Here is a 15,632-nt window from a genome sequence, read left to right on the forward strand (position 1 = left end):
TCAACCACGAAAGGTCAACACGCCCTAGTGTATTAAGCTGCAAGTGTCGCTTTAAGTCGCGTTAGTGTGTCAGGTTCAACTGAACCGTCACTGAGCGCTAATAACTGTTTTAAATAATAGTTTAAATCAGCATGTTCGCCACGATGTTTGTCATCTAACATGGCTACTTGTTCTGCCATTCTAAGTGACTTATCAGTTGAACTTACGTTCGCTAATATTTCCATGCGCGTAATAAGTTGATCTGTATTTAATGCTGTTTTAAGCGGTGCTTGATACTGACTTGGTAACGCTTCATTGTTCTCGAGTGCAGTAATTAACGCATCTAGATTAGCTTGCTCTGATTTGCTTGTAAGCAATGCAAGTTTATCGTCAATAGCTGCTAGTAGCTTAGTTACTTTTGGCGCTAACGATCTAAATTGCGAGTACCCTTTCACTTTTGTTTCTAGGTCGTGCAACTGTGCTCTTTGATTTACATCGCTAAGTGCTGCTTCAAGCTCAGTAAGTTCTGCAACTGCTTGTTTATCTGACTCGTTTTGGTCAAGTTTTTGCTGCTCAAACTCGCTACTACGTTTAGTAAATGTTTCATCGTTAAATTGACGAAATTTTTGCCATAACGCATTTTCAGCTTTTAAACCTGCAAAACCAATTGTTTGCCATTGCTGCTGCATTTGCTTCAACTCTTGGCACGCAGCGGCTAAATCATCGCTTTGTGATAATTGCTGCGCTTTTTCTACTAGCTCATTTTTAAGTGCAGAATTACTTTTATGAAATGCGTTTAATAAAGCCAGTACTTGTTGTTGCTCGCTTTTGTAACGATCGTTTAGTGTACGGTATGTTTTAGGATCAACTTTACCTACACTGCGCCACGCTTTGTTTAAACGATTGTATTGGCTTTCATATTGCTTCCAATCAAAGTCATCCTCAGCCGTAGGCTGTAAATGAAGCGCGTGCATGTCGCTAATAATACTTTCGCGTTGTGCTTTTGAGGCCTCGCGTTGTACTTCTTGCTCTGCAAAGTAACTACGACAAGGTGCAAATAACAGCTCGATTTTTTCATCAAACTGTACGCCTTGTTGCTTTTCTTCATCTGTATCTAAGCGACCTAACTCATTCCAACGTTTGCGTAGCACTTTTACTTGCTCTGCACGTTGTTGTGGGTCAGTACACTCTTCACTTACTAATACACTTACTTCTTCTAATAAAGCTTCACGCTTTGGTGCTGCAGCGTATTTTTGCCAATCTTTAGCATCTGCAAGTTGCGCTTCAAGTTCCGCTTTTATATTTACAAGCGGCTGTTGATATTGCTCAGTGAGTGTATTAAATAACTCTTCAAACCCTTTAAACACGCCAAAGGCAACATTAAAACGACCTTCTTCAATTAGGCGTTTAACATCACGAGCTTTGCGTTTTGCTTGGCTTTGGTTTTTTTCAAGTGGCTTAACTAGCTCACTCATTGGTGCTAAAAATTGCTTTTTATGCGTATTTAACTGTGTTTTAAAGGTACTTTGCAGTGCACCATCTAAAATATTTAAATGACTACGCGCTGCTTTAAAACCATTATTAAATTCAGTTAGAGTTGCATCGTATTGCGCTAAATCTTCTGCTGGCTTAATTTCGCATAATGCTGCAAAAGCGAGTTTGTACTCTTTAATAGCCGTTGTTAGCTCAGGTAATTTAGCAACTTGAGTAAATAGCTTTTCTAACTTGCTTACAGCCAGTTTAGATTGCGTATTATTAGCAAGTTCTGTTTCGCTAATAGCTTGCTTAGCTTGCGCTACTTTTGCATCAAGCCAATCTTGTTGAATTTGCTCTGGTGTTTCAAGGCCTAGCTGTAAGGCGTTTTCTATTTCTTCACTTAACGCTTCAACAGTTGCAAGCGCTAGCAATTGGCGCTGTTGTAGCGCTAATTTTTGCTGCTCTTTGTCGTGTATCGCTTTTAGCTGTTCAATGTGTGCATCTAACTTAGTGGTAATCGAAATATATTTTTCGTCAAGAAGCTTAATACGCTCATCACTTAGCCATTTGAGCTCAAGTGCTTGCCACTGGGCCATTAATTCGCCGGCTTGTGGATTTACAACACCAAAATCTGTTTTTTCACGTAAAGCATTTAACTTAGCTAAAATAACACGTGTTGCACTTTCAACCTGCAGTGGCATTTCTATTGCTAAACGCTCATTTTCAATATGCGTTTCAAGTGCTGCTTTTGCACCATCCTTTGCATGCTTTACTAATGGCTTAATTAATTGATGGGTAATAACAAGTTCAACTAATTGAGTTTGTAGCTCTTCGCTACCTTCTTTAAATGCTTTTTCTACTAGTTTTGGATTTGCTAAACGTTTTAATAATTTAACGCGTACTTGCAGCTCTTTTTCTGCAAACGCTAACTTTTCAAGTGTTTTTACTGGCGCAAAGCGCTCAATGTATTCATTTTTAATTTGCGGTGTTAGTGCACTTTCGCTATTTAAAACAGCATTTGATATCTGCAGCTCTGCTATATCTTTTAATGCCTGATCTTGTTTATACGCTTTCCACCAAAGTGGTAAATCGTTTACTTTTTGTAGTGCTTTGCGGCGTATTTCAGCTGAGCTATCTTCAAGTGCTAACGTGTTTAATATGGTTGCATCACGTTCAATGTCTAATTTTTCGATAGCATCAAGACGTACTTGTTGCTTAGGGTGTTTCCACTTCGGTGTAAAAAGGTGCTTAAAGATCATGTTCACTAAACCTAGCTATTTCGTTGTCTGATTTGAATTCTTTTTGTAGTTGAGCTTTTGTCTTTTGGATCATTTCACCATTAGCACCAATCGTAAATTGCTCGTTTGATTGAGCCACTTTTGCTTGATACAACATAACCAACTGCACTGTTTGTTGCTTTTGCTCATCTGATAAAACGGTGCCATCTGGCCATTTGCCAGTAGAAGCACCGTATTGCAAGCGTTCGAATAATTCGGGAGTAATATTTTGTACAAGATTGTCGATATTCATGTCATTTTTTCTTTTTTAGAGTCACTAAAATAATACGGTTTATAATATACCAAATACAACCTACGCCAATTGCGGCAGTATAAGCATACCACTGAAGCGTTTCTTCTTGCGGTTGTAAAAAGTACAAACAGAAAAAACCACCTAAAAATAAGATAAGCGCCAAAAAGGAGTGATTTAGAAACATCTGCTTTTTTTTAATTCGCTGTTCGCGTTGAAGCTGTAAAACTTGCTCGTCGTTTAGCTCTGCAATGTTACTTTCGCAATGCGGACATTGTTTATGTTTATCTGAAATTGATTTTGCACATTTTGGGCAACGAATAATCGCCATACTTCTCTCCATACTACGCATAAAAAAAGCGCCTTTCGGCGCCTTTATTGTACTTGTTTTATTTCTCGTTGTCTTTTTTGAATTTAAACCAATAAGTGATTTAGAAACGATAAACATCCAAGTTACTCACTAAGTTTAATTACTCAGCGTCTTTTGACTGTTTTGCTAGGCGTTTTTCCCAGAAAGTGGCATTTTTAATACCTAATTTAACTGGGTCAAATGTGATTTTTCCGCCCTTTTTCTTCTGTTCTTCATAATCACTTAAACATAATAAAGCAGGCTTAGCTACGAAGAAAATAGCTAAAATACCTAATATGTTAATCCAAGCCATTAAGCCAACGCCAATATCACCAATAGTCCAAATATAACCTGAATTGTTAACCATGCCGTATGCCACCATAAACATAATCACAAATTTCACGATAACAAGCGGGATACTGCCTTTAAAATAACGATTTAAGTATGCAATATTAGTTTCTGCAATAAAGTAATAAGCAAGTATTGTAGTAAAGGCAAAGAAGAACAATGCAATACCCACAAATGCTTGTCCAAAACTGCCAAATACACTAAATAAAGCCATTTGAGTAAAGGCTGCTGAGCCTACTTCAGTGGCTGCATCAACATTTTGTACAATAAACTGTCCTGCTGGTAACTCACCCACAACATTGTATTGCTGCGTTATTAAAATCATCAACGCTGTTGCTGTACACACAAAGATGGTATCAACATAAACAGAGAAAGCTTGTACTAACCCCTGTTGAGCAGGATGGTCTACTTCTGCAGCAGCTGCTGCATGGGGCCCAGTACCTTGGCCTGCTTCATTAGAATATATACCACGTTTGACGCCCCAACCAATAGCAGCACCAAAACCGGCCTGCGCGGTAAATGCATCACTAATAATTAAATAAAATATATCGCCCACTTTATCTAAGTTTAAAAACACAACGATTAGTGCCAATACTATGTAACCAAGCGCCATAAATGGCACCACAATTTGCGTAAAGTTAGCAATACGTTTTATACCGCCAAAAATAATAAATGCTAAAACAATAAGGATAATTGCCAATGCGACTAACTTAAAGCTGCCTACGTCACCAAAGCTAGTAGTGACCATATTTCCATCGCCAAATACTTGGGTAAACGCATTACCTACCGCATTTGCTTGTACGCCGGGCAGAAAAACACCACAGGCAATAATTGCCGAAACAGCAAATAACACAGCTAGCCATTTTTGCCCTAAACAACGGTCAAAATAATATGCTGGGCCACCACGATATTGCCCGTTTTCTTCTGTTTTATAAATTTGGCCTAAAGTAGATTCTGCGTATGCGGTACTTGCTCCTAGAAAAGCAACAACCCACATCCAAAAAATAGCACCTGGCCCACCAAAACCGATAGCTGCTGCAACACCTGCGATATTACCAACACCTACTCGTCCAGATAACGATACTGCAAGGGCTTGAAAAGATGAGATACCTTTATCAGACGTGTTAGGACTAAATAATAGCTTACACATTTCTTTAAAATGTCTAACTTGAGCAAATCGAGTTAACACTGAATAAAACAAGCCTGCGCCTAGGCATAAATAGATGAGTGCATTACTCCAAACAACATCATTAACAGCGCTTACAAAAGCTTCCATGGATATCCTCTATAGTTATATTTATTATTTTTAATTACGAGACTCAGCTTTAGCTACTACGCAACATAAGTTTCACGAAATAAGGTTTCACCTTTCCCGTCCCGACTCATTATTTAATTAATCTTAACTTAAGTACCCCAACCTTGTTAACACTTAATTTTCAAAATATCTAATTAAGGAGCTATTGTAAGGCACCACATCAGTTGTATTTAAATGAAAGTAGATTGATTTGTACCGATACGGTGATGATACGCCGCGAAGAAACGTTAAAAACATTTTGAAATGAAGTTGCTATATGATTATTATTTTTTGTAAAAGGGGTTTTACTAAAAGTAAAAAGGGCATCAAAACTATTGATACCCTTCAAATAAACGTTTTATCTTAGATTATCAACAACATTAACAATAGCCGCTAATGTATCTTGACCAAACTGATATGAACGACGATCTGACCAGCCGTAATCAGGATCTGGTAAATCGTTGTTATCTTTAAATGGCATTTCAATTGTGTACGTTAATGCTTTAAATTCTTCAGCTGTAGCTGATGAGCCTACTGTAAGGTTAGCTTGGCCTGGCTCATCTTTTGGATAGCCATGTTCATCTTGAAACTCTGGAGTAATAGTTAAAAGCGCTGCTTTAAAGCTATCTTCTAGGCCTTTAAGACGAGCATCGTAACTTGGAATACCTTCACTACCTGCAACAAAGTTATACGGGATAGCTTCATCACCGTGTATATCAAGGTGCATATCTAGGCCAGCTTCACGCATTTTATTAAGCACTAAGTAAACTTCAGGGCTATTTTCCATGCTTGGTGTTTGCCATTCACGATTTAAGTTAACGCCTTTAGCGTTAGTACGCAGATGTCCGCGTGCGCTGCCGTCAGGGTTCATATTTGGTACAACGTAAAATACTGCTTTTGACAATAATGCAGCTGCATGTGGGTCTTCGTCATCAAGTAATTTGTGCAATAGCCCTTCTACATACCACTGCGCCATTGTTTCACCTGGATGTTGACGTGCTGTGATCCAGATGTTTTTCTTATCTTCACTTGGCTCACCAATTTTAAGCACACTCATATCGCGGCCATCGAGTGTTTCACCGAGCGTTATTAGTTGGCAAGCGCCTTGGCTTTGTGCCCAAGATAATAAATCTAAATGACGGTCGTAACTATATGGCGCAAAGTAAGCAAAATACACGCTGCCGCACTCTGGTTCAATTTCAAAGCTTAATGTGCCATTTTCATAGCTTGATGGTACACGAAACCATGTTTGGCGGTCATATGATGCAACGGCTTGATACCCTTCCCAACCATCTGGGTAAGCTGATTTATCAAGCTCATTAATATTTAACTTATGCAATTGGTAAGGCGTTGTTTCAAGACGAAAGTGAAACCACTGATAAAATTCAGACTGGTGATCTTTATTAATTTCTAATTGAATATTTAAAGGATCGGTGGCTTCAATAACTTTGATATTACCACTGTCGAAATTGCTGCTGATTTTCATGAAAAAACCTTTAGGTTGAATAAGTTTATCTGCTTATTAATTCACAGAACTGACATTATTTTGTAAATAGTAAAACGAATGTGCATTTTCTTAATTAAAGCCTATCACAAGGCATACGCTTTAAAAATAATACACGACCAAAAAAGCCAGCAACATGCTGGCTTTTAAGTCACTGCAAATAAATTAGCGAGGTAAGCTTGGGAATGACACTTCGGCCATATCGCGCATACAACGAACTACTTGGCAGCTGTAACCAAACTCATTGTCGTACCATACATATAAAACAATACGGTTATCTTCAACAATCGTTGCTTGTGAATCAACAACGCCTGCGTAACGGCTACCTACTAAATCGGTAGAAACAATTTCCGTTGATGCTGTGTAATCAATTTGGTCACGTAAGTCTGAATGAAGTGCAGTATCGCGTAAAAATGCGTTTAGCTCTTCAACTGATGTGCTTGTTGCTAAGTTAAGGTTCAAAATAGCTAGCGACACATTAGGTGTAGGTACGCGGATTGCGTTACCTGTTAATTTGCCTTCAAGCTCTGGTAATGCTTTTGAAACCGCTTTTGCAGCCCCTGTCTCAGTAATTACCATGTTAAGTGCTGCGGCACGGCCACGGCGCTCTGCTTTGTGGTAGTTATCAATAAGGTTTTGATCGTTCGTGTACGAGTGTACAGTTTCAACATGGCCATTATTAATACCAAACTTATCGTTTAGTGCTTTAAGCGTTGGTGTAATTGCATTGGTTGTACAGCTTGCTGCACAAACAATTTTATCTTCAGGTAAAATATCTTTGTTATTAACACCATATACGATGTTTTTGATATTACCTTTTGCAGGCGCTGTTAATAATACTTTTGCAGCGCCCTTACACTCTAGATGCTGGCCAAGGCCCGCTTCGTCTTTCCAAATACCGGTGTTATCAACAATTAATGCATTGTCGATACCGTATTGAGTGTAATCAATTTCGCTAGGAGAGTTAGCGTAAATAACCTGAATGTAGCTACCGTTGGCTTTAATTGCGTTACGTTCTTTATCAATAGTGATTGAGCCATTGAATGGACCGTGAATTGAATCACGACGCAGTAAGCTTGCACGCTTTTCAAGATCACCCTCTTTACCGCCACGCACAACAATAGCGCGCAAACGTAAATCTGAATATGGACCTGATTTTTCAATTAATAAACGCGCTAGTAAACGACCAATACGACCAAAACCATACAATACAACATCGCGTGGTTCTTTCGCTGGTAAGTCAGCTATTTCTGCAAGTTCATCTTTTACAAATTCTTCTACTGAGCGGCCTTTTGCAGCTTCAGTGAACAAATAACTATATGCAAGCTTACCAATATCAATACGTGCAGAGTTTAATTCCATTTTGCTGATAGCTTCTAAAAATGGGAAGCTTTCACGCAAACGTAATTTAGTGCCTTCAAACTGAGCAACGGTTTTGTGAGATTTGATAATATCGATAGTACTGGCATTTACGAGAGGACGGCCATATACAGCGATTTCGATACCACGATTACGGTAAAGTTTACCAATGATTGGTTGCATGCTTTCTGCGTAATCTTGGCGCTCTTGCCAACTATTTGTGTATTCTAACTCGTGAGATGAGGTCATTTTATTTACCTAAGTTTATCATTTTGAACGGATAGCCTTTAAAAATGCACTATATTTTGAGAGTAATGCACTTCAGGCTGGGCTATTCTAATTTAATCTGAAGTTATTCTCTACTGTTAGGCATTAAATGATTGCGTTAGAATAACAAGGTAGATATTCATTTGGGGTTAAGGGATGCTTAAAAAAGCAAGTGTACTATTGGGTTTGCTAACGTTGACAGGGTGTGAAGAGCCCTTGACACTCGCACAAGTGTGCAAAGAAACACCTGGCTTTTGTAGCGACTTAAACAAAGACAGCCACTGCAAGGATGAGCGTTCTGATGTAATTATCAAACGTTACATAGAATACAAAGACCCTACTGATGAAAATAAATACCAATTACTCAAAGACTTTGAATCCTATAACCAATGTATAACTGTGGCTGCCAAAATTGAACATATTAAGTTAAAAGCTAAAAAAACGTCACGTATTGACGGTCAATTAACGAGCATTAAAGAAATGACTCGGTTATACCAAGATACCCATAATACGAACCATCCAGGTTTGCTCTACTACCAATGGTCACGAAATAATAACCAAAACGCACTGACTAAATTATTGGCGATAGAAAATGACAAAAGTGTAACGCAAAGTGCCGAAATGCAATTTTTTTTAGCATCGTACTATATTAAGTTCGACGATGAAAAAACCATTGATTTGCTTTATAAAACTTTAGAGCTCAATAAAAAAGACAACGTACCGAATCCTGAAGTGTATACATCACTTATTAGTCTTTTTTATAAACATGATAAATTTAAGCATGCATATATATTTTCTAAAGTAGCGCAAATGTCGGGGATTGAAAATATTGACGTGTTTGAAATTGAGCAGCAATTAATAACGAATGGTAAAAGCTTAGACAGCCTAGATGTACTTGCAGAGCAAACATTTCAGCAAATAATGGCAGGTGATTTTGTATCTCCTCGAGAGTTTTAATTTATAATCGCAAAAATAACCTAATACCAATCTGCTTATATATGGGGTCTATTGAACGTTAAGGAAATTACGCTAGAACTAGGCAAAAATTTTTGTATCTAGTTGTTCTAAATAAAACATTTTTAACGACGTTATAGTGCAATTTAATTCATTAAATTGATCAAATATTTATGCAGGTTGGTATAGTTTAATAACTAGGTTATTCAGGCAAATAAAAAGGCAGCTTACGCTGCCTTTTTTTTATTTTGCTTTGCTTGTGCCCACTTCTACGCGGGTTTTAAGCTTTTGACCTGGTCGAAAAGTCACCACGCGACGTGCCGAAATAGGAATATCTTCGCCTGTTTTCGGGTTGCGGCCTGGTCTTTCTTTTTTGTCTCGAAGATCAAAGTTACCAAATCCAGAGAGCTTAACCTGCTCGCCTTTTTCTAGCGCTGAGCGGATTTCTTCAAAAAACGCTTCAACTAAATCTTTGGCATCTTTTTTATTGATCCCGAGCTTTTCAAATAGGTGTTCAGCTATGTCGGCTTTAGTAAGCGCCATATCTAGTCCCTCAACGATGCATTAAACTGTTCGGCCAATTCGGCCACCACGTTATCAACTACTAGATTGATATCTTTCTCTTCGAGTGTTCTATCAACCGCTTGCAGTGTTAGAGCAATCGCCAAACTCTTATAATTTGGCTCAATACCTTTGCCCTTATACACATCGAATAAGTTTAGGTCAACCAATTGATTTCCGCCAACTTTTTCGATCACGCTTAAAATGTCGCCAGATTTAACGCTGTCTGCCACTAAAATCGCGATGTCGCGGCGATTTGAAGGGAATTTAGACACCCCTTCTGCTTGCGGTAAATTTCTTTTTTCTATTGCTGACATTTCAATTTCAAAAACAAAAGTTGCGTTGTTGATATCTAACGACTTTTGAGCTTGAGGATGTAAAGCACCAAAAAAACCAACCTTTTTGCCATCAACATATATTACAGCTGATTGACCAGGGTGAAGTCCATCTGACTGCTCGGCTTTAATTTCAAAGCGAGTAACGTCATTAGTAATTGCAAGTAAGGCTTCAACATCACCTTTTAAATCGTAAAAATCAACGTTACGTTTTTCTTCAACCCAATGTTCACCATTTACAAGACCCGTAATAACGCCGCCAATAACCGGTACTTGGTAAACACCATTTTCTGCACTTTCGTCGCTTATAAATTTAAGACCATGTTCGAATAAACGAATGCGAGGCTGTTGGCGATTTTGGTTATATGCTACAGACGCTAATAAACCCGGCATTAAACTTACACGCATCGCTGACATTTCAATTGAAATAGGGTGCGGTAATACCATTGCTTTACACTCTGGGTGTAAAATAGCTTGTGCTTTAGGGTCTACAAAACTGTATGTAATTGCTTCTTGGTAACCACGAGTCACTAACGTATTACGGAACTTGCTAAGCGCAATCGTTGCTTCGTTATGTGTCGTCATTTTAAGTTTTGCAGTTGGTGCAACATTAGGAATGCTGTTGTAACCGTAAACACGTGCTACTTCTTCAATTAAATCTTCTTCGATGCGAATATCAAAACGGTAGCTTGGTACGTCCGCACTCCAGCTTTCATTTTCTACTTTAACATCAAGACCTAAACGCGTAAGAATATCTGTTACTTTAGCATCTTCAATATGATGACCAATAACACGGTCTAAACGTGCACGACGAAGACGTACTTCAGTCACTTTTGGTAGTTTGTCGGCCGCAACAGCTTCAACTACAGGGCCTGCTTGACCACCCACAATCTCAAGAAGAAGTGCTGTTGCACGTTCCATTGCATCATGTTGTAGAGCAAAATCAACACCGCGCTCATAACGGTGTGAAGCATCAGTGTGTAAACCGTAGCTACGTGCTTGCCCTGCAATTGCTACAGGATTAAAAAATGCGCTTTCAAGTAATATATCAGATGTTTTATCTGTAACACCTGATTGTTCACCACCAAAAATACCTGCAATTGCAAGTGCTTTGTTATGATCGGCTATCACAAGTGTTGTGTCGTTTAATTTAGCGGTGTTACCGTCTAATAAAACAAGTTCTTCACCTGCGTTTGCACTACGTACTTTAATACCACCTTCAATCGCATTTAAATCAAACGCGTGCATTGGGTGACCAAGTTCAAGTAATACATAGTTAGTAACATCAACTACTGGGTCGATTGAACGTACGCCACTGCGACGTAGCTTTTCAACCATCCAAAGCGGTGTTTCTGCATCAAGGTTAATGCCCTTTATCACACGACCAAGGTAACGAGGACATGCATCTTCATTAACTAGCTCAATTGATACTTTGTCATCAATTGTTGGAGTAACAGCTGGAATATCTAATACGTTTACGTCAATACTATTTAAAACGCCTACTTCGCGTGCTAGACCTTTTATACCTAAGCAGTCACCACGGTTTGGTGTTAAATCAACATCTATAATATTATCATCAAGACCTAGGTAATCACGTAAATCAGTGCCTACTGGTGCATCGCTTGGCAATTCCATAATGCCGTCGCCTTCTTCGCTAATACCTAGCTCAACAAAAGCACATAGCATTCCGTTTGAAGGTTGGCCGCGTAGTTTGGCTTTTTTAATTTTAAAGTCACCAGGCAGTACAGCGCCCACAGTTGCAACAGCAACTTTAATACCTAAACGACAATTTGGTGCACCACACACGATATCAAGTAGCTCATCGCCACCTACGTTAATTTTGGTAACACGCAGTTTATCTGCATCAGGGTGTTGTCCACATTCAACAACTTCACCTACAACTACGCCATTAAATTTGGCAGCAGCAGGCTCAACGCCATCAACTTCTAGACCAGCCATTGAAAGCTGTTCCGAAAGAGCTTGCGTATCAATAGCAGGATTAACCCACTCTCTTAACCACTTTTCACTAAATTTCATTTTATTGTTTCACTCTTAACGGAACTGGTTCAGGAATTTTAAGTCATTTTCGAAAAATGCACGCAAATCGTTTACGCCATAGCGCAACATAGTTAAACGCTCTACACCCATACCAAAAGCAAAGCCGGTGTATTTTTCTGGGTCAATGCCCACAGACTTAAGTACATTTGGATGTACCATGCCGCAGCCTAGTACTTCTAACCACTTACCGTCTTTACCCATAACATCTACTTCAGCTGAAGGTTCTGTAAACGGGAAGAATGAAGGACGGAAACGAATTTCCATATCTTCTTCAAAAAAGTTACGTAAAAAATCATGCAAAATACCTTTTAGCTCAGTAAAGCTAACATCGGTATCAACCATTAAACCTTCAACCTGATGGAACATAGGTGTATGTGTTTGGTCGTAATCGTTACGGTATACGCGTCCAGGTGAAATAATGCGCAGTGGTGGCTGCTCAGTTTCCATAGTACGAATTTGCACGCCACTGGTTTGTGTACGTAGTACTAATTTAGGATTGAAATAAAAGGTATCATGATCAGCACGTGCCGGATGGTGCTCAGGGATATTTAGCGCATCAAAGTTATGAAAATCGTCTTCGATTTCTGGACCAGATTTAACTTCAAAACCTAACTCACCAAAAAAGCTTTCTATACGCTCAATAGTGCGCGTAACAGGGTGTAAACCGCCGGTAGGCATAACACGCCCTGGTAGAGTTACATCTATAGTTTCAGCATCTAGCTTTTCTTCAAGTGCTTTACTTGCAAGCAATTCACGCTTTTCGTTAATAGCAGTTTGTACATCTTGTTTAGCTTGGTTTATAACTTGGCCTGCTTCTTTACGTTCTTCAGGTGCTATTTTACCTAACGTTTTAAGTAAGCTGGTGATTTCGCCTTTTTTACCAAGGTAATTAACCCTGATATCTTCTAACTGCGCGATTTCACTGGCACTGGCTACCGCCTCAAGTGCTTGCGCTAATATATTTTCTAAGTTCATTCGATACCTGATCTTTCACAGAAGGTGATTGCTTAAGAGCGTGCTGGCCTTTCAAGATTGTTTTTTGCACTGTATTTGGCTTTTAGACAAAGTACATACGGTGTAGTTTCCTGCACGAATCGCGTGACAATGCTGTATAAAAGCCAAAAACGTGCTGTTTGAATAATTTTTGGGAGTGTTTTTTTATTGCTCAGGTTTTACATAAAAACTATGTCGCAGCCCACGCAACGCAATTAAACATCCTTAAATTAAACAAATTCCAATCAGGAAAGGTAAACACGCTCTGGTAATAGCTTATGATAACTGAAAGCAGGGTCTAGATTCTAGACCTACTACAGCTTTAACGTTGATTTTATAAAAGGAATAGTTAATTTTCGCTGTGCTGCCATAGATGCATGATCTAATTTGTCGAGTACATCTAATAAAGCACGCATATCACGGCTTAAACGGGTTAGTAAAAAGCGTGCACACTCATCACTTAATTCAAGACCGCGCATATGAGCGCGCTTAACAAGTGCTTGTGCTTTATCGTCATCACTCATAGAACGAATTTGAAAGGTTGTCCCCCACGTTAAACGAGACTCTAAGTCAGGCAGCGAGATATTGAGCATGCTAGGAAGTAAATCGGCAGTTACTACTAACATTTTTCCGGGTTCGTTAAACCGGTTAAAAAAGTTAAATAGTGCTTTTTCCCATGCATCATTCCCTGCAACTAAATGCACGTCATCAATACATAGAACATCAAGCGCTTCTAAACCGTCTAATACCATAGGTCCAAAGTCAACTACTTCGCGCATAGACAGCAGCATATTAGATAAACCACGCTCTTGTGCTTTAATGCAGGTTGCATACAAAAGGTGAGACTTACCCGAATCACCTAACCCACATAAATAAGTATACTGAAACTTTTTAGCTAACTTCGAAAAGCTATCTTTTAAATGGTTAACCTCTAACGAATCTTCCCCACCAAAGTACGAAGCAAATGTTTCGTCATCCGGCAAGGTAACCGGTAATGCCATTTGCATCGGCTCAGAAGTTAGCATTATGGCGTTATCCATTGATACTCTAAGCTATTTTTATCAACAACATGATAAAAAGCGCGTGGATCCTCATAATCTTTAAATGAGGAGTCTAACCCTAGCCCTTTTTTAAGATCACTTAGATTACCAGTGTGGTTTAGTTTAAATTCTACAAATTCTGGAGTTTTACGAACAATTTTAACTTGCGTAACAACGCTTAAGTTCAATAATCTTTGTTTTGCTAATTCAACATCAACAAAACTTTGCGTGCCTTTTAATGTTAGCGTGGCTGCGGCTTGTTCATAATAAGCATTTGGATCAATAGCGTACTCGCTTGCAAGGCCTCGAGCTAAGGTATCAATCATTTGACTCACTATTTGCTGCTTATCGCCCGTTAATCTATTTGAATCAAATTGATCATCATTAGTAAAACGCCAATCTAAAATCCAATTTTCGCTATCTGCTTCTTTATACATTCTTGCTGTAATACTTCGCTCAGCACTGTAGCGTCTAGAGGCCTCTTCTACTGGTTCTGAAAAGTTACCCCATACCTCAGGAATACCTACTAAACGTCTATCTTGTAAGTCAAGTAATGGCACAACGACAGGTAGACCACGGCGTCCTGCTTTGTCATAAATTAACTGCTCTAATTGCGGGTAACTTTCTTGTGTTACTAATTCTCTGCGCCAATTGTCTTCAATACCTAACCATATTGCGACTAACGGGCGTTGCACTCCCCATAAAGGTAAGTTTAACTCTTTGATTAACGCATTGATCTTTCGAGCTTCAAATTTAACAACGAGGTTCAATTGTCCATTTGCTCTCTCGTCATATTCAAACTTAAGCATATAATCAGAAATATCTTTAGTGCGTTGCTGCGCTAATTTATTTTGATCCGCAGTTTCATCACCACTTACTTTCACTAAAACATTGAGCAAAGCTTTACGACTCGCAGCTAATCGAGTGTCTCGTGTTTTGTCATCCACTTTTAAAATATCTTGATATAGATCAGTTACTTCAACTGCCGACGCAGAAAAACAAAATAAAATGGATATGGCGCTAATTAATAATCTATACACAGGCTGTTAGTTCTTGGTTTTAAACTGATTTGATCCTAAATCAAAGACAGTAACAAAGCAAAATTAAATTTGTTATCTAAGGAAATGAAAGCAATTAGCTTTTATAGAAAGTAAAAAAGATTAAATATGAATAAGATAGTTGAGTGAGTTGTACGCTATTTACCTACATTTAACTTTACTACACTTTTAAAACGCGAACCTTTCGGGTTTAGTTAGATCATGAAGGTATTTAATGTAAGTACTTGATGATGTTATGGTTAAGATTATTCGTTATTGGCTCGCATTTAATCTTTCTTCAGGCGTAAAAATCTAATTGTTAGATTCGGGCTCTCTACAATGTGAAGTCGGTGCGCTACGCAGTAGAATGTCGTAGTGCCCACAGCAGTAGAAAGTCACGTAGCAAATGCTAATTTATTGGCCGACTGAGATATTAAGGGATTTTGCTGTGATTCTAGCGTCGGGAGTCGCTATGCTCGCCCGCCCTACGTGATGCGTGTTGATGTAGTGTGTATTAATTACGCACATTTACTTTTCTGCAGACGTAAAAA

General features: G+C 38.8%; 12 protein-coding genes. 1 reads left to right on the forward strand and 11 read right to left on the reverse strand.

All coding sequences use genetic code 11. The annotated features are described in order from the left end of the window. Positions 1 to 32 precede the first annotated feature (32 nt). From GQR39_RS09160 to GQR39_RS09185, 6 genes are all read right to left on the reverse strand, one after another. On the reverse strand, positions 33 to 2,714 hold the full coding sequence (locus tag GQR39_RS09160) for a DUF349 domain-containing protein (RefSeq protein ID WP_165735427.1): 2,682 nt from the start codon (positions 2,712 to 2,714) through the stop codon (positions 33 to 35). Next, complete coding sequence (locus GQR39_RS09165; RefSeq protein WP_007378333.1) at positions 2,704 to 2,985, reverse strand: DUF1315 family protein; 282 nt, start codon at positions 2,983 to 2,985, stop codon at positions 2,704 to 2,706. The genes GQR39_RS09160 and GQR39_RS09165 overlap by 11 nt, the downstream gene beginning before the upstream one ends. A 1-nt stretch (position 2,986) precedes the next feature. Beyond that, positions 2,987 to 3,313 (reverse strand): hypothetical protein, encoded by a 327-nt coding sequence (locus GQR39_RS09170; RefSeq protein WP_024593065.1) that lies wholly within the window; start codon positions 3,311 to 3,313, stop codon positions 2,987 to 2,989. A gap of 139 nt (positions 3,314 to 3,452) precedes the next feature. Continuing rightward, a complete protein-coding gene (locus GQR39_RS09175; RefSeq protein WP_024593066.1) occupies positions 3,453 to 4,955 on the reverse strand; it encodes an alanine/glycine:cation symporter family protein in 1,503 nt (500 codons plus the stop codon). A 376-nt stretch (positions 4,956 to 5,331) separates the two neighbouring features. Beyond that, positions 5,332 to 6,459, reverse strand: a complete 1,128-nt coding sequence (locus GQR39_RS09180) for a M14-type cytosolic carboxypeptidase (protein ID WP_010554015.1) — start codon at positions 6,457 to 6,459, stop codon at positions 5,332 to 5,334. Between the two features lie 183 nt (positions 6,460 to 6,642). Beyond that, positions 6,643 to 8,085: a glyceraldehyde-3-phosphate dehydrogenase gene (locus tag GQR39_RS09185; protein ID WP_010554014.1), complete on the reverse strand. Its 1,443-nt coding sequence runs from the start codon at positions 8,083 to 8,085 to the stop codon at positions 6,643 to 6,645. Between the two features lie 174 nt (positions 8,086 to 8,259). Here GQR39_RS09185 and GQR39_RS09190 point away from each other — a divergent pair, with 174 nt between their 5' ends. After that, positions 8,260 to 9,060, forward strand: a complete 801-nt coding sequence (locus GQR39_RS09190; protein WP_165735428.1) for a DUF2989 domain-containing protein — start codon at positions 8,260 to 8,262, stop codon at positions 9,058 to 9,060. 240 nt (positions 9,061 to 9,300) lie between these two features. Here the strand turns inward: GQR39_RS09190 and ihfA are convergent, their stop codons facing one another. From ihfA to GQR39_RS09215, 5 genes are all read right to left on the reverse strand, one after another. Then, positions 9,301 to 9,600 carry an integration host factor subunit alpha gene (ihfA, locus tag GQR39_RS09195; protein WP_002960690.1) on the reverse strand — a complete coding sequence of 100 codons (300 nt, stop codon included), beginning with the start codon at positions 9,598 to 9,600 and terminating at the stop codon, positions 9,301 to 9,303. A gap of 2 nt (positions 9,601 to 9,602) precedes the next feature. Then, a complete protein-coding gene (gene pheT / locus GQR39_RS09200) occupies positions 9,603 to 11,990 on the reverse strand; it encodes a phenylalanine--tRNA ligase subunit beta (RefSeq protein WP_007580344.1) in 2,388 nt (795 codons plus the stop codon). Positions 11,991 to 12,005: 15 nt separating this feature from the next. Then, a complete protein-coding gene (gene pheS, locus GQR39_RS09205; RefSeq protein WP_165735429.1) occupies positions 12,006 to 12,986 on the reverse strand; it encodes a phenylalanine--tRNA ligase subunit alpha in 981 nt (326 codons plus the stop codon). A gap of 332 nt (positions 12,987 to 13,318) precedes the next feature. Next, a complete protein-coding gene (gene hda / locus GQR39_RS09210; protein ID WP_024600452.1) occupies positions 13,319 to 14,029 on the reverse strand; it encodes a DnaA regulatory inactivator Hda in 711 nt (236 codons plus the stop codon). Further along, positions 14,029 to 15,084: a DUF2066 domain-containing protein gene (locus GQR39_RS09215; RefSeq protein WP_101216599.1), complete on the reverse strand. Its 1,056-nt coding sequence runs from the start codon at positions 15,082 to 15,084 to the stop codon at positions 14,029 to 14,031. The genes hda and GQR39_RS09215 overlap by 1 nt, the downstream gene beginning before the upstream one ends. Positions 15,085 to 15,632 lie beyond the last annotated feature (548 nt).

The sequence above is a fragment of the Pseudoalteromonas sp. C8 genome (assembly GCF_011378685.1).
In the GTDB taxonomy this organism is placed as follows: domain Bacteria; phylum Pseudomonadota; class Gammaproteobacteria; order Enterobacterales; family Alteromonadaceae; genus Pseudoalteromonas; species Pseudoalteromonas arctica.